This window comes from Microbacterium cremeum (assembly GCF_015277855.1).
Classification (GTDB): domain Bacteria; phylum Actinomycetota; class Actinomycetes; order Actinomycetales; family Microbacteriaceae; genus Microbacterium; species Microbacterium cremeum.
In genome coordinates this window covers 1,617,441-1,632,659 of record NZ_CP063812.1, presented here as the reverse complement: position 1 = coordinate 1,632,659, position 15,219 = coordinate 1,617,441, and the positions used below count along the sequence as shown (strand labels likewise).

The window sequence follows — 15,219 nt, the reverse complement described above, 5'->3', positions numbered from 1 at the left end:
GCACGTGCTCCAAACCGAGCAGTCACCCGCGCGCGTCGGCGAGGGCGGCGAGCCGGCGGATCGTCTCGGCCTTGCCGAGCAGCTCCATCGACTCGAACAGCGGGGGCGATACCCGGCGGCCGCTCAGTGCGACGCGCAGCGGTCCGTATGCGATCCGCGGCTTGAGCCCGAGCCCGCCGTCCTCAGCCGGCGCGACGAGGGCTCCCGCGAGGGCCTCCTGCACGGCCGCCGTCGTGAACTCCGGCTCGGGCAGCAGCTCGAGGGCGGCGACCGACGCCACGAGCACCTCGCCGGCGTTCGCCGGCAGCGCGGCGAGAGCGTCCTCCTGATACGACACGGAGTCGGTGAAGAGGAACCCGAGCAGCGCCGGCGCGTCGCCGAGCAGCTGCATGCGCTCCTGCACGAGAGGCGCGGCGGCCGCGAGCATGGCGCCTTCCACCGGCGTCGGCGGGTCGGCGATCACGCCGGCACCGGCGAGATAGGGAACCAGGCGCCCCGCGAAGTCGTCGGGATCCAGCATCCGGATGTGATCGCCGTTGATGGACTCGGCCTTCTTCTGGTCGAAGCGAGCCGGGTTGGGGTTGACGTCGACGATGTCGAACGCTGTGACGAGCTCGTCGAGCGAGAACACGTCGCGGTCGGGCGCGATCGACCAGCCCAGCAGGGCGAGGTAGTTGAGCAGTCCTTCGTGGATGAAGCCCTTCTCGCGCTGCAGGAAGAGGTCGGCCTTCGGGTCGCGCTTCGAGAGCTTCTTGTTGCCCTCCTCCCCGAGCACCAGCGGCATGTGGGCGAAGCGCGGGATGAAGGTCGTGACGCCGGCGTCGACGAGCGCCCGGTACAGCGCGAGCTGCCGCGCCGTCGACGGCATGAGGTCCTCGCCGCGGATGACGTGGGTGATGCCCATCAGCGCGTCGTCGACGGGGTTCACGAACGGGTACAGCGGCACGCCGCCGGCGCGCACGAGCACGAAGTCGGGGAACGAGCCGGCAGGGAACGTCACCTCGCCGCGGATGAGGTCGACATACGTGAGGTCTTCGTCGGGCACCCGCAGGCGCCACGCGGGCTCGCGGCCCTCGGCGCGGAACGCGGCCTTCTGCTCGTCGGTGAGATCGCGGTCGTAGTTGTCGTAGCCGAGCTGCTTCGCCCGGCCGTTGGCCTCGTTGCGCGCATCGATCTCTTCGGCGGTCGAGTAGCTCTCATAGACGGCGCCCGCCGCGATGAGCTTGTCGAGCACCTCGCGGTAGATGCCGTGCCGCTCCGACTGCCGGTACGGCGCGTGCGGGCCCCCGACCTCGACGCCCTCGTCCCAGTCGATCTCGAGCCACCGCAGCGCCTCGAGCAGCTGCAGATAGCTCTCTTCGCTGTCGCGCGCGGCGTCGGTGTCTTCGATGCGGAACACGAGCTTGCCGCCGTGGTGGCGCGCGTAGGCCCAGTTGAACAGCACGGTGCGGATCAGTCCGACGTGCGGGAGGCCGGTCGGCGACGGGCAGAACCGCACGCGGACGTCGGCCCCGGTCGCAGTCGTGGTGCGGGGATCAGGCGAAGAAGGCATCGCCTGCAAGTCTAGTTGCGGGATGCCTCGTGCCCGGGGTCGCCCGCTCCCCGACGGTCATTCGACCGCGGTGGCGACGCTGCCACAGTCAGTCGCCCGCCGGGCCGACGAGTCGCGTGAGCGCGGCCAGCGTGGCCTTCACGGCCGGCACCCGATCGGCGCCGCGGGCGGTCACGGTGTGGATCGTGCGCTGCTCGCCCGCCGGCAGCGGCACGATCGCGACGCCCGGAAGCTGCGGGAACGACTCCACCGCCATGCGCGGCAGCGTCGCGACGCCGATTCCCCGCGCCACGAACCCCTCGACCGCGACGAAGTTGTCGGTCTCGAACGCGATCCGCGGCGTGAATCCCGCGCGCCCGCACACCTCGAGCAGGTGCCCGCGGCAGCGCGGGCATCCTGCGATCCAGTCGTCGTCGGCGAGTTCGGCGACGTCGAGCGGGCCGGCGCCGGCGGACGGGTGCGACGCCGGCAGCACGGCGAGCAGCTCGTCGGTGCCCACCGATCGCACCGACAGCCCGTGGGCGCTCGACCCATGAGGGTCGTCGCGATCGCCGGGGTAGCTGAAGGTCAGCGCGATGTCGGTGCGGTCCTCCCGCACGGCGTCGACGGCTTCCGGCGGCTCGGCCTCGACGTAGGTGAGGGAGATCCCCGGATGCCGCTCGGCGAGCTCCGCGAGAAGTCGTGGCACGATCGTGGGCGAAGCCGAAGGGAACGCCGTGAGTCGCACCCGGGCGGCGCGCAGGCCCCGCAGCTCGGCGAGCTCGCCGGCGGCGGCATCCAGCGCGGTCGTCACGGCAGACGCGTGACGAGCCAGCACCCGTCCGGCGTCGGTGAGCCGTACGCTGCGGCCCACGCGCTCGACGATCGCGACCCCGAGGCGCTGCTCGAGCCGCTTGAGCTGCTGACTGACCGCGGGCTGGCTGTAGCCGAGCGCCGCGGCGGCCCCGGTGATCGAGCCCGCATCGGCGATCGCCTTCACGACGCGCAGCTCGCGCGCGCCGAACCCCGGGTCGTCGTCGGCATCGTCGGTCATGCGGGAATCATAAGCCCGCGTGATGAAAACCATCGAACACCTGCCGTAGACATGCGGCATCGGCGGCGAGACCCTGGGTTCATGGTCGCCACGCTCCCATCCTCACCCTCTGCGATCGATGCGCGCGCCGCCTTCACGGGCGGCCGCGGGTACCTTGCCGCGTGCACCGTCGGTCTGCCGTCGGTGGCGACGCAGCGGGCGCTCCGCGCCGACCTCGACGCCTCCGCCGCCGGACACCCCGACCTCGCCGCCTACAGCGCCGCGGTCGAGCGTTCGCGTGCTCTCTTCGCGGCGCTCGTCGGGATCGGCGCCGAGCGCGTCGCGATCGGCTCGCAGGTGTCGGTGGCGACGGGTGCGGTGGCCACCGCCCTTGCGGACGGAGCCGAGGTGCTCGTGCCCGAGGGCGAGTTCTCGTCGCTGGTGCTGCCCTTCGTGCACGCCGGGCGCGGCATCCGGGTGCGCACCGCTCCCCTGGACGAGCTGGCCGCGCACGTCACGCCGGCGACGAGCCTCGTGGCCTTCTCGATCGTGCAGTCTGCCACCGGCGAGGTCGCGGATGCCGTCGCGATCAGCGACGCCGCCGCCCGCTGCGGGGCTCTGACGCTGTGCGACGCCACTCAGGCCGTCGGCTGGCTGCCGGTCGACGCCTCCGCCTTCGACGCCGTCATCTGCCACGCGTACAAGTGGCTGTGCGCGCCGCGGGGCGTGTCGTTCCTCGCCCTGTCGGACCGCTTGATGGCGCGCATGTCGCCGACGTCTGCGGGCTGGTACGCGGGCGATGACCCGTGGTCGTCGTGCTATGGACCCGACATCGACTTCGCCCCCGACGCCCGCCGTTTCGACCTCTCCCCCGCCTGGCAGGCGTTCGTCGGCGCCGCGCCCGCGCTCGAGCTGTTCGCGTCGCTGGACGCCGCCGACGCGTACGCCCACACGACGGGACTGGCTGCGGCGTTCCGCGACGGCCTGGGACTCGCCGGTCCGGCACGACCATCTGCGATCGTGACGTGGGACGACCCCGACGGCACCGACCTGGCGCGCCTCACCACGGCCGGGATCACCGCGTCGGGGCGCGCCGGCCGGGCCCGGGTCGCCTTCCACGTCTTCAACGACGCGGAGGATGTCGAGCTCGCGCTCACCGCGCTCGGGCGCTGAGCCCTCCCGTCAGGGCCCGCCCTCCCGTCAGGGCTTGCCCGCGAGCCGCAGCCCGAGCGGCGCGAGGAGTGTGGCGGCGGCCACGAGAACCATCACGACGAGGGCGAGCCCGCCATAGCCGATCCAGCCGAGCAGGCCGCCTGCGGCGATCGCGCCGGCGGCGCCGACGATGCTCATCGTGAAGTCGCTGAACCCCTGGCGGCGCGTGCGTCGCTCCTCGGACGACGCTTCGGTGAGGAGAGTCGACCCCGCGACCGTCGAGGCGCTCCACCCCAGTCCGAGCAGGATGAGCGCGATCGTCACGGCGAGCGTCGACTGCTGCCCGAACGACGCCGTCAGCAGGGCCGCGGCGAGGAGAGCCTGGCCCACGAGGATCGTGGGCACACGGCCGATCCGGTCGGAGAGGATGCCGAACACCGGCGACAGCGCATACATCCCGGCGATGTGGAGGCTGATGGTGAGACCGATGACCGACAGCGTCGCCGCCTCGGAGGCGCCGTGCGTGAGATGCACGAGATGTACGGGCGTCATCGCCATCACCGACACCATCGTGCCGTGCGCCGCAGCGACGGCGAAGATCGCATAGCGGGCCGCCACCGGGCTGTCGGCCCGCGCGATCGGGCGCGATCCCGGTGCGGCCGCCGCGACCACGCGCTGCGCGAGCAGCAGCGGGTCGGGCCGCATCGCCGCGAGGTAGACGCCGATCGCGAGCAACTGCGCGACGATCGTGAACAGGTACGGCCCGGTCAGCGGCGGCATGCCGACCGCGCGACCGACCACCTCGCCCGGCCCGGTCAGGTTCGGGCCGAGGACGGCCCCGATGGTGGTCGCCCACACCACGATCGACAGGTCACGGCCGCGCGAGGCATCCGTGGCGAGATCGGCCGCGGCGAAGCGCGACTGGAGGTTCGCCGCCTGCCCTGCGCCGATGATGAGGAACGCTGCGAGCAGCAGCAGGAAGGCGCCGAGGGCGACGGCGGCGACCACCAGCACCACGCCGACGAGCGCCACCGCCATGCCGAGCGTCAGCGACAGCCGCCGCCCGCGCCGGCGCGCCACCATCGCGAGCGGAACCGCCGTCGCCGCGGTGCCGAGCGTGACCGCGGCGGCCGCGAGTCCGGAGAACGCCTCGTCTCCCGAGAGCTCGGCGGCGAGCACCGCTCCGAGCGACAGCGTGGCACCGAACGCGAGACCGCCCAGCACCTGCCCGAGAGAGAGCACCCACACGGTGCGCCGCTGGACGCGGGCGACCTCTTCGGGTGCGGTGGCGAGGACGGTGTCAGGCATTGCGGGCGTGATTGCGCAGGATGCCGAGGCCGGTGATCTCGACCTCGACGGTGTCGCCCGCGACGAAGGGCCCCACGCCGGCGGGCGTGCCGGTGAGGATGACATCCCCCGGCAGGAGCGTGAACGCCGCCGATGCGTAGGCGATGACGTCGGCCAGCGAGAAGATCATGTCGCTGATCGGTCCCTGCTGCCGCACCTCGCCGTTGACCCGCGTCGTGACGACGGCGTCGCCGGCGGGATCGAACTCGGTCTCGATGGCGGGGCCCAGCGGGCAGAACGTGTCGAAGCCCTTCGCACGGGCCCACTGCCCGTCGGTCTTCTGCAGATCGCGCGCCGTGACGTCGTTGGCGATCGTGTAGCCGAACACGTACTCGAGGGCGCGCTCGGCCGGCACGTTCTTGCCGATGCGGCCGATGACGGCCGCGAGCTCGCCCTCGAAGTCGACGCGCTCGGACTGCGGCGGCAGCACGATCGCGTCGCCGGGACCGACCACCGACGTGTTCGGCTTGAAGAACAGCATCGGCTCGGCGGGGACGTCGTTGCCGAGCTCGGCCGCGTGATCGCGGTAATTCCGCCCGACGCAGACCACTTTCGAACGCGGGATGACCGGCGCGAGCAGGGCGACGTCGGCCAGCGGCACCCGCTCCCCCGTCGTGTCGTACCCCGCGAACATCGGATCGCCTGCGAGGACGACCAGCTCGCCCTCGTCGACGATCCCGAACCTGATGGCGTCATTGTGGCTGAAGCGCGCGATCCTCACCGGATCAGCCTAGCCACCGGCTCGGACGCTGTGTCTCGTCTCGCTCGCTCGACGACCGGGTTCGGTCGTCGAGCGAGCGAAGCGAGACGAAACGCGGCGCTGAGGTGCTCAGGCGTCGAGCCGCAGCAGCCAGCCGTGCTTGTCTTCGCGGCGGCCGTACTGGATGTCGGTGAGCTCTTCGCGCAGCGACAGCGCGAGCTCGCCGGTGGGCTGCTCGTCGACGAAGTCCTTGCCCTTGAGCAGGCCGATCGGGGTGACGACGGCGGCGGTGCCGCAGGCGAACACCTCGACGATGTCGCCGGATGCGACACCCTGTCGCCACTCGTCGAACGAGACGGCGCGACCCTCCACCTTGTGGCCGCGATCCGCCGCGAGCTGCAGGATCGAGTCCCGCGTGATGCCCTCGAGGATCGAGTCGGACTGCGGCGTGACCAGCGTGCCGTCCTTGTACACGAACACCACGTTCATGCCGCCGAGCTCTTCGACGTTGCGGTCCTGGTCGAGGAAGACGACCTGGTCGCACTCGTTCTCGTACGCCTCGGACTGCGGGAGGAGGCTCGCGGCGTAGTTGCCCCCGGTCTTCGCGGCCCCCGTCCCGCCCTTGCCGGCGCGGGCGTAGTCCTCGCTGAGCCAGATCGACACCGGCTTCACGCCGCCCTTGAAGTACGCGCCCGCGGGCGAGGCGATGACGTAGTACGCGACCTTGTGCGCGGGGCGCACGCCGAGGAACGCCTCCTTGGCGAACATGAAGGGCCGCAGGTACAGGCTCTGGTCCTGACCCGAGGGCACCCAGTCGCCGTCGACCGCGACGAGCTCGCGCAGCGACTGGATGAAGTACGGCACCGGCAGCTCGGGCAGCGCGAGACGGCGGGCAGAACGCTGCAGGCGGCGTCCGTTCTGGTCGGGGCGGAAGGTGTGGACGGAGCCGTCCGCGTGCCGGTAGGCCTTGATGCCCTCGAAGATCTCCTGGCCGTAGTGCAGCACGGCGGCGGCCGGGTCGAGCGAGAGCGGACCGTACGGCTGCACGCGCGGCCGGTGCCAGCCGCCGCCGACCGACCAGCAGATGTCGACCATGTGGTCGGTGAAGTGCGTGCCGAAGCCGGGATTCGCGAGGACCTCTTCGCGCTGCTCGGCGGAGCGCGCCTGCAGGTTGCGGTGGACCGTGAACTCGAGCGGGGCGAGTCCGGTGTCGGGGTCGGAGTCGATGAGGGTCATGACGGGCCTGTACTTTCGTGCGGACGGGATCCGCGGGTCGGTGGCGGCGCTTGCTCTGGGTCCAGGTTACGCCTGGAGCCGGGCGGCGATGGCGTCGCCGATCTGCGCCGTGGTGCGGGCGGAGTCGCCCCGCTCGGCGAGATCCTCCTCGACGGCGGCGGTGACGCGCCGGGCTTCGTCGCGCTGCCCGAGGTGATCGAGCAGCAGCGCGACCGAGAGGATCGCGGCCGTGGGGTCGGCCTTCTGCTGTCCTGCGATGTCGGGCGCCGACCCGTGGACGGGCTCGAACATCGAGGGGAACGCGCCGTCGGGGTTGATGTTGCCCGAAGCGGCGAGGCCGATGCCACCGGTGACGGCGCCGGCCAGGTCGGTCAGGATGTCGCCGAAGAGGTTGTCGGTGACGATGACGTCGAACCGGCCGGGGTTCGTGACCAGGAAGATGGTGGCCGCGTCGACGTGCAGATAGTCTACGGCGACGTCGGGGTGCTCGAGCGAGATCTCGTCGACCAGGCGCTTCCAGATGCCGCCGGCGTGCACCAGCACGTTGGTCTTGTGCACGAGCGTCACGCGCTTCGAGCGGCGCTCGGCGAGATCGAACGCGTACCGCACGACCCGCTCCACGCCGTACGCGGTGTTCACGGACGTCTCGTTGGCGACCTCGTGCGGCGTGCCCTTGCGGATCGACCCTCCGTTGCCGACGTACGGCCCTTCGGTGCCCTCGCGGACCACGACGAAGTCGATGTCGCCCGGGCTCGCGAGCGGGCTCGCCACACCCGGGGAGAGCCTCGAGGGACGCAGGTTGACGTAGTGGTCCAGCTCGAACCGCAGTCTCAGCAGCAGTCCGCGCTCGATGTTGGCGTCCTTCAGACGCGTGTCGCCCGGTACTCCCCCGACGGCGCCGAGCAGGATGGCGTCGTGCTGGGCGATGGACGCGAGGTCGGCATCCGTCAGCGTGTCCCCGGTCTCGAGGAAGCGGGCGGCGCCCAGCGAGAATCGCGTCTTCTCGAAACGGATGCCGCTGCCCGCGGTCGCGGCATCCAGCACCTTCTCCGCCTCGGCGATGACCTCGGGACCGATGCCGTCACCTGGGATGACGGCCAGCTTCACGACACGCGACATGGTGCTCCTACGACTTCTGGCGGGACCCTCCCAGGGTAGTGGCCGCGATGACGCCCGCCGTGACGACGAGCGCCGCCCCGATGAGGGCCGTCACGGTGATGCCGGCGTCGAACGCGTGAGCGGCCGCCGCGTGCAGCGCGTCGCCGGTCGTCCCGCCGATCTCGTCGGCCGCGTGCACGGCGCCCGCGAGCGTCTCGGCTGCGGCGGCGGCCGCGGCATCCGGAACACCGTCCGGGATCACGAGGTTCGCGCGGTACAGCGCCGTCAGGATGCCGCCGAGCACGGTGGTGCCCAGCACCGCGCCGAGCTCGTACGCGGTCTCGGACACGGCGCTCGCGGCGCCGGCCTTGGCGGGAGGGGCGCTCGCCAGCACCAGCTCGTTCGACACGGTCTCGGCGCAGCCGATGCCGATCCCGAGCGAGATGAACGCGGCCACGAGTGCTCCGATGCTGTCGGGGCCGGTCGCGAAGGCGACCGTGACGTAGCCCAGCACCGAGAAGACGAGGGCGACCGGGATGACGACGCGAGCAGGCCACTTCTTCGAGATCGGCACGACCAGCAGCCCCGCTGCGATCATCGTCACCAGCCCCGGCACCAGCGCGAGTCCCGCCTGCAGCGGCGGCAGCCCGACGACCAGCTGCAGATGCTGCGCGACGAAGAACAGGAAGCCGACGAGCGCGATGACGCTGAGGAAGTTGATCGCGAGCGCCCCGCTGAAGGTGCCCTGGCGGAACAGCCGCATGTCGAGCATCGGGGTGCGGGCGCGCAGCTGACGACGGACGAAAAGGATGCCGAAGCCGGCGCCCGCGAGGATCGGCAGCCACGTCATGAGGCCGAAGCCGTGCACCGCGAGCTCTTTGATGCCGTACACGACGGGGATCATCGTCGCCATCGACAGCAGGATGCTCACCGGATCGATCCGCCCCGGGCTCGGGTCGCGGCTCTCGGGCACGAGGATCGGCGCGAGCACGAGAAGCGGCACCAGCACCGGCACCGCGAGCAGGAACACCGAGCCCCAGGCGAAGTGCTCGAGGAGCACTCCGCCGACGATCGGGCCCAGGGCGGAACCGGCCGAGAACATCGCGGCCCAGATCGCGATCGCGAGTCGCCGCTGGTCGCGGTCGGTGAAGACGCTTCGCAGCAGCGAGAGCGTCGACGGCATGAGCATGGCGCCGAAGACGCCCATGCCCGCGCGTGCGGCGATGAGCCAGGCGGCCGTCGGGGCGAACGCGGCCAGCGCCGACACCGCGGCGAATCCGGTCGCGCCGATCAGCAGCATCCGTCGCCGGCCGAAACGGTCGCCGAGGGTGCCCATCGTGACGAGCAGCCCGGCGAGCACCAGCGGGTAGGCGTCGATGATCCACAGCTGCTGCGTGCTCGTGGGCTCGAGGTCCAGCGCGATCCCGGGCAGCGCGAAGCTCAGCACCGTGTTGTCGACCGAGACCAGCAGCACCGGCAGCATGAGCACGACGAGCGCTGCCCAGCCGCGCCAGCCGACGCGGCGGGACTGCGCCTCGGCGAGGGAGAGTTCTTGCGTGAGTGTCATCATTTCTATACCGTCCAGCCGGTATAGTATCAGGATGCCGCTGCCCGTGTCGATACGATCGACGCCATGAGCCGCCCTCCCCTGGCACGCGAGAAGGTGCTCGACGCCTTCGAGCGCATCCTCATCGATGAGGGCGAGCGCGCCGCGACGATGGACGCCACGGCACGCGCCGCGGGCGTGTCGAAGGGCGGCCTGCTCTACCACTTCGGCACGAAGGAGGCCCTCGAGGCCGGACTCATCGTGCGGCTCGCCGAGCTCGTCGACGAGGACGTCGCCGCGATCGAGTCCGCGGCGGAAGGACCGGTGGCGTACTTCCTGCGCTCGTCGGTCATGGAGAACGCACCGCTGGATCGCGCGATCATCGCCGCCTCCCGCCTGGCTCAGTCCGGCAACGCGCCGGCGATCGCCGCGCTGCACGAGATGCGGGCGCGCTGGGAGGACGCCCTGCGGCCGCATACGCGCAGCACGGCCGCCCTCGACCTCGTCATGCTGGTCAGCGACGGCCTCTACTTCAACAACGCCCTCGGCGGGGATGCGCCACTCACGGTGGTGCCGCGCGGCGAGGCGCTCGAAGCCGTCATCGCGCTCGTGGAAGAGGCGATCCGGCTCTGATCGCCGCCCCGCGGCGTCCGACCGGCCGGCTCAGCGGCGGGCGGCGAGCCTGCGCCGCGTGCGCCGGAGCATCGCGTGCACCACGAGCGGGTGCAGCAGCGAGACCGGCGTGAAGTAGACGCGCCCTCGCCAGTCGTTGAACGTGACGACCGTCGTCACGCGCACAACAGACGCAGCGGCATCCACTCCCACGCCGCAGCGGAACGTCAGATGCGCATCGGCGTACTCGATGAGCGCCTCCTCACCCTCGACGCGTCGCACATCGAACACGCCTCGAGGCGCCGCCTCGAGGCGCAGCAGCGGAGCGAGCGCGATGCGCAGCCCCATGGCCGCCTTGACCCACAGCGGCGAGGACTTCGGGGCGAACAGCGTCTCGGCCCACTCGCGCGGATCGCCGGTCGTGCGCGGCGGCTTCGACGCCAGGATCACGTCGCCGTAGTCGAACCGGGAGAGCCCTTCGAACGCGAGACTGCGGAAGGCCGGAGATCCGGCACGGGCGGGCGAGGGCGCCGGTGCGGATGCGAGACCCTCGACCGGCGCCATCATTCAGTCCTCGGTGACCTCGATGCGGCGGAACAGGTCCGCGCCGACGGAGTCGCGCATCTCTTCGAGCAGCTCCTCGGGCACCGGCGAGTCCACGGTGAGCACCGACAGGGCACGCCCGCTCGCGTCGGCCTGCGCGACCTGCAGACCGGCGATGTTGATGCCCGCGTCGCCCAGCCTCTGGCCGTAGATCGCCACGATGCCCGGGCGGTCGGCGTACCGCATCACGAGGTGGTGGCGTTCGATCGGCACCTCGATCTCGTAGCCGTTGATGCCCACCACCTTGGGCACCATGCGCGTGCCGGCGAGCGTGCCGGCCACGGTGAGGACGGAGCCGTCCGCGAGTGTGCCGCGCAGGATGGTGATGTTGCGGTACAGCGGGCTCTCGGCCTCGACGATGAGCCGCGTCTCGATGCCGCGCTGCTCGGCGAACAGCGGCGCGTTCACGTACGAGACGTTCTCGCTGACGACGTTCGCGAGGATGCCCTTGAGCGCGGCCAGGCGGTACACGCTGACGTCGTAGGCCGCCAGCTCACCGCGCACCTCGATGTCGAGGCTGGTGAGCGCGCTGTGCGCGAGGCCCGTGAAGAACTGGCCGAGCTGCTCGACGAGCGCGATCCCGGGACGCACGAACGGGTCGATGACCCCGCCCGCCACGTTCACGGCGTCGGGCACGAGGTCGCCCTCGAGCGCGAGCTTCACGGACTTCGCGACCGAGACGCCCGCCTTCTCCTGCGCCTCGTCGGTCGAGGCGCCGAGGTGCGGCGTGACGACGACGTTGGGCAGAGCCAGGAGCGGGAAGGCCGTGCCGTCGGGCGCGGGCGGCTCGCTCGTGAACACGTCGAGGCCGGCACCCGCGATCTCGCCGCTGGTGAGCGCGGCGTGCAGCGCCTCCTCGTCGATGAGGCCGCCGCGCGCGACGTTGACGACGAAGGCCGTCGGCTTCATCAGACGGAACTGCTCGGCGCCGATCATGCCCGTCGTCTCGGGGGTCTTCGGCATGTGGATGGTGACGAAGTCGCTGGTCGCGAGCAGCTCGTCCAGTTCGAGCAGGGTCACGCCGAGCTGCTGGGCGCGCGCGGGCGTGACATAGGGGTCATACGCCACGACCGCCACACCGAACGCCTGCAGTCGCGCTGCGATGAGCGCGCCGATGCGACCCAGCCCGATGATTCCGACCGTCTTCTCGAAGAGCTCGGTGCCGGTGTACGCGCTGCGCTTCCACTGGCCGGCGGCGAGCGACGCGTGCGCGGCGGGGATGCGGCGGGCCAGGCTCAGGATGTGACCGACGGTCAGCTCGGCCGCCGAGATGATGTTGGAGGTGGGCGCGTTGACCACCATCACGCCCGCCGTGGTCGCCGTCTTGATGTCGACGTTGTCGAGCCCGACGCCCGCACGCGCGACGACCTTGAGCACGGGGGCCGCGGCGATCGCCTCGGCGTCGATCTTCGTCGCCGAGCGGATCAGCACCGCGTTCGCGTCGGCCAGCGCAGACAGCAGGGCGGGCCGGTCGGTGCCGTCGACGTAGCGCACATCGAAGTCTGGACCCAGTGCGTCGATCGTGGCGGGAGAGAGCTCTTCGGCGATGAGGACGACAGGCTTCGTCACGGGTGATTCCTTCGGGGGCGGTGCGCGACGGCGCAGAGCAGAGCGGATGCCGCGCCGCACGCCAGCGGGGGCGGGCCGTTGCCCAGCCTATCGTGGCGAGTCGCGGCGCCCTGACCGTGTGACGAACGTCACGACACCAGCGACGTCGTGTTGAGCGTGGTGTAGGCGACGACATTGAGCCAGAACACCGCGACGAGCGCGAGCCCGGTGATCATCACGAGGAGCAGCTCGTGCGCCGCGCGCCGGTGGGCCAGCGCGAACGCCGCGCCCCACACGAGCAGCGGGAAGACCGCCGCGAAGATCCAGACCAGCCAGCCCAGCGGGGTCAGCGACATGCCCGCCTCGCCGTAGAACCCGACCGTCTCGATGAGGTTGCCGATCGCGTTCCACACCGCGTAGGCGTAGAAGAGGCCGACGAGGCCCGAGATGGTCGCGACGAGCCAGGTCGGCGTCCTGCCCTTCGCGGGGACGGATGCCGCGGCATCCGGTGTCGTGTCGCTCATTGCCCCACCGCCCCGATCATGACGAAAGGCCACGGCACCAGCAGCACCACACCCGCGGCGAGCCACGCGAACCGCACCCACGAGCGCGACGCGCGCGTGAGCAGGAACACCGTCGCGAACCACAGCACCGGGGCGAGCACCGCGAGCCACAGGCTGCCCTGGTACATCGCGTCGGTCACCAGGAACGGACGCCAGCCCTGCAGGCGCAGGCCGCCGATCAGCCAGCCGACGGCGAAGAGCGCATACACGCCGCCGAGCACGCCGAGCACGATGAGCTCGGCGTTCCCCATCGGGGTCTTGGCGGCCGTTGCCTCGCCGTCCACGGCGACCGCGTCCGCCGGCGCGCCGGCCGGCCCGGCCGCCGCGTCGGCGGATGAGACACGCTCACTCCCCCTGCCGACCGCGGTGAACCCCTCGGGAAGCACCGCGGTCCCCGCGGCGGCGTCCGGTTCGGCGTCGGTCGGTTCGGTGTCGGTCGGTTCGGGGCTCGCGGCCTCTGCCGCCGGCACCTCACCGCCCGCATCGGACGCGCCGACGTCGAGGGTGGGGTCGTCGTCGCCGTCCCAGGTCAGGGCGTCGTCGTCGCGTCCGGTCGTCACGAGTTCAGCGTAGTGGGGCGCGTCTGCCGGCGGGGATGCCGTGCCGCGCTCAATCGAAGAGCCGCACTGTGAGCGCGTGCCACGTGACGGGTCCGACGATCCCGTCGGCCGGCGGAGCGAACATCGACTGGAACTCGCGGACGGCCGCGTCCGTGAGCGGACCGAAGGCACCGTCGACGGCCAGGTCCGCGAGCAGCGTCTGCAGCGCCCGGACCGCCTCTCCCGTGTCGCCGAGCCGCACCGTGACGATGAGGCTCGGCCAGTCGAGCTGCCCCAGCGTCGTCGAGATCTCGTCGGTGCGCAGCGTCTGCTGGAACGCCTGGACCGCGGCGCCGCTGGCCGGACCGAACGCGCCGTCCGCGGCGATGGCCGCGCCGTGGTGGCGCAGCAGGTGCTGCGCCGCGAGCGCGCGCCAGTTCGTGGCCTGCGACGAGCCCTGCTTCACGAGAGCCCAGGGCCGCGGTCCCGGCATGGCGGTGCTGAGGAACGACCACGTCTCGCGGCCCGCGACGCCGTCGAGCGTGAGCCCCCAGGACTCCTGGAAGAACTCGACGCGTTCCTTCGTCAGCGGACCGAACACGCCGTCGACGAGGAGCGGATCCTCCCCCGGAGAGCGGAGCAGCCCGAACTGCTGCACCGCGCGGACGGCGTCGCCCGTCGCCCCCGGCCCGCTCGGCACGACCAGTCGCGGCCACGTGACAGGTCCGACGACACCGTCCGCCGCGATCCCCTCCACCGCCTGGAACGCGGCGACCGCCGCCGCGGTCACGGGACCGTAGTCGCCGTCGACGACGACGGCGTGCCCCTGGGCGCGCAGCAGGTACTGGATGCCGGACACGACCGGACCCTCTGCTCCGGTCCCGACGGTGGTCCACGGTTCGATGTTCATGACGGCTCCTCTGTTTCGGTCTCCCCAGGGGGAGGCAGGGTCAGCGCGCCGTGATACGTGCGTCCGTGGGGCCCGCGTTCACGTCCGCGCGGCGGCGACCGCCTCCCGCACAAGCGCGGCGTCGGTCACGTCGTGACCGTCGGATCCCCCGCCCGGACCAGAGGGGGCGTCGAGCCCCGCGCGGGCGCGCGCCGAGAGGTGCACCGCGTCGACACCGGCGGCGAACAGCACCGGGATGTCGACGACGCGCACACCGCCTCCCGCCATCACCTCGACGCGCCCGGAGCGGGCCGCGAACTCGGCCAGTCGTCCGACGCCGTCGATCGACCGCGCCGCGCCGCCCGACGTGAGGACCCGGTCGACCCCCTCGGCGAGGAGCGCGTCGAACACCGCGGACGGATCCGGCGCGGCGTCGATCGCGCGATGGAACACCAGCGTCGCCGGGCCTGCGGCATCCCGCCACCGACGGACGGCCTCGCGATCGAGCCCGCCGGCCCCGTCGAGGGCCCCGATCACGACTCCGCCGGCGCCTCGCACGACGCACGCGCGGATGTCGGCCGCGACGAGGGCGACCTCGTCGGGGGTGTAGACGAAACCGCCGGGGCGGGGGCGGACGAGTACGTTCACCGCAGCCGGATCGACCGCGCCGAGCACCGCCTCGAGCATCGCGAGCGACGGGGTCAGCCCGCCGACATCGAGCGCCTGGCAGAGCTCGAGCCGCACGGCGCCCGCCGCGACCGCATCACGGGCGCCTGCGGGGTCCTGGACGGCGATCTCGACGGGGCGCACAGACATGCGAGG

15 protein-coding genes are annotated in these 15,219 nt (G+C 71.9%); 2 read left to right on the top strand and 13 right to left on the bottom strand.

Features of this window, described 5'->3' with window-relative positions; all coding sequences use genetic code 11:
- Positions 1–22 precede the first annotated feature (22 nt).
- Positions 23–1,552, bottom strand: coding sequence for a glutamate--tRNA ligase (gltX, locus tag IM778_RS07275; protein ID WP_194411355.1), 1,530 nt, complete (start codon positions 1,550–1,552; stop codon positions 23–25).
- A gap of 88 nt (positions 1,553–1,640) precedes the next feature.
- Positions 1,641–2,585 carry a LysR family transcriptional regulator gene (locus tag IM778_RS07270; protein ID WP_194411354.1) on the bottom strand — a complete coding sequence of 315 codons (945 nt, stop codon included), beginning with the start codon at positions 2,583–2,585 and terminating at the stop codon, positions 1,641–1,643.
- Positions 2,586–2,666: 81 nt separating this feature from the next.
- Between IM778_RS07270 and IM778_RS07265 the strand changes: the two genes are divergently transcribed.
- Positions 2,667–3,737: an aminotransferase class V-fold PLP-dependent enzyme gene (locus IM778_RS07265; RefSeq protein ID WP_194411353.1), complete on the top strand. Its 1,071-nt coding sequence runs from the start codon at positions 2,667–2,669 to the stop codon at positions 3,735–3,737.
- Between the two features lie 27 nt (positions 3,738–3,764).
- On the opposite strand, the gene IM778_RS07260 is transcribed toward IM778_RS07265, so the two are convergent.
- From IM778_RS07260 to IM778_RS07240, 5 genes are all read right to left on the bottom strand, one after another.
- Positions 3,765–5,024, bottom strand: a complete 1,260-nt coding sequence (locus tag IM778_RS07260; RefSeq protein ID WP_194411352.1) for an MFS transporter — start codon at positions 5,022–5,024, stop codon at positions 3,765–3,767.
- Positions 5,017–5,784, bottom strand: coding sequence for a fumarylacetoacetate hydrolase family protein (locus IM778_RS07255; protein WP_194411351.1), 768 nt, complete (start codon positions 5,782–5,784; stop codon positions 5,017–5,019). Before IM778_RS07255 ends, IM778_RS07260 begins: the two co-directional genes overlap by 8 nt.
- 108 nt (positions 5,785–5,892) lie before the next feature.
- Positions 5,893–6,999, bottom strand: coding sequence for a branched-chain amino acid aminotransferase (locus IM778_RS07250; RefSeq protein WP_194411350.1), 1,107 nt, complete (start codon positions 6,997–6,999; stop codon positions 5,893–5,895).
- Between the two features lie 66 nt (positions 7,000–7,065).
- Positions 7,066–8,118 (bottom strand): 3-isopropylmalate dehydrogenase, encoded by a 1,053-nt coding sequence (locus IM778_RS07245; RefSeq protein WP_194411349.1) that lies wholly within the window; start codon positions 8,116–8,118, stop codon positions 7,066–7,068.
- A 7-nt stretch (positions 8,119–8,125) separates the two neighbouring features.
- Positions 8,126–9,667, bottom strand: coding sequence for an MFS transporter (locus IM778_RS07240; RefSeq protein WP_420488847.1), 1,542 nt, complete (start codon positions 9,665–9,667; stop codon positions 8,126–8,128).
- A gap of 63 nt (positions 9,668–9,730) precedes the next feature.
- Here IM778_RS07240 and IM778_RS07235 point away from each other — a divergent pair, with 63 nt between their 5' ends.
- On the top strand, positions 9,731–10,276 hold the full coding sequence (locus IM778_RS07235) for a TetR/AcrR family transcriptional regulator (RefSeq protein ID WP_194411348.1): 546 nt from the start codon (positions 9,731–9,733) through the stop codon (positions 10,274–10,276).
- A 30-nt stretch (positions 10,277–10,306) separates the two neighbouring features.
- Here the strand turns inward: IM778_RS07235 and IM778_RS07230 are convergent, their stop codons facing one another.
- The 6 genes from IM778_RS07230 to IM778_RS07205 all read right to left on the bottom strand — a co-directional run bounded on the left by IM778_RS07230 (position 10,307) and on the right by IM778_RS07205 (position 15,213).
- Positions 10,307–10,819 (bottom strand): DUF2867 domain-containing protein, encoded by a 513-nt coding sequence (locus tag IM778_RS07230; protein WP_194411347.1) that lies wholly within the window; start codon positions 10,817–10,819, stop codon positions 10,307–10,309.
- Positions 10,820–10,822: 3 nt separating this feature from the next.
- On the bottom strand, positions 10,823–12,427 hold the full coding sequence (gene serA / locus IM778_RS07225) for a phosphoglycerate dehydrogenase (protein WP_194411346.1): 1,605 nt from the start codon (positions 12,425–12,427) through the stop codon (positions 10,823–10,825).
- Positions 12,428–12,555: 128 nt separating this feature from the next.
- Positions 12,556–12,930, bottom strand: coding sequence for a bacitracin resistance protein (locus tag IM778_RS07220; RefSeq protein ID WP_194411345.1), 375 nt, complete (start codon positions 12,928–12,930; stop codon positions 12,556–12,558).
- Positions 12,927–13,529, bottom strand: a complete 603-nt coding sequence (locus IM778_RS07215; RefSeq protein WP_194411344.1) for a DNA polymerase III subunit gamma/tau — start codon at positions 13,527–13,529, stop codon at positions 12,927–12,929. The genes IM778_RS07220 and IM778_RS07215 overlap by 4 nt, the downstream gene beginning before the upstream one ends.
- Before the next feature lie 49 nt (positions 13,530–13,578).
- Positions 13,579–14,418, bottom strand: a complete 840-nt coding sequence (locus IM778_RS07210; protein ID WP_194411343.1) for a peptidoglycan-binding domain-containing protein — start codon at positions 14,416–14,418, stop codon at positions 13,579–13,581.
- 78 nt (positions 14,419–14,496) lie between these two features.
- Positions 14,497–15,213 carry a copper homeostasis protein CutC gene (locus IM778_RS07205; RefSeq protein WP_194411342.1) on the bottom strand — a complete coding sequence of 239 codons (717 nt, stop codon included), beginning with the start codon at positions 15,211–15,213 and terminating at the stop codon, positions 14,497–14,499.
- Positions 15,214–15,219 lie beyond the last annotated feature (6 nt).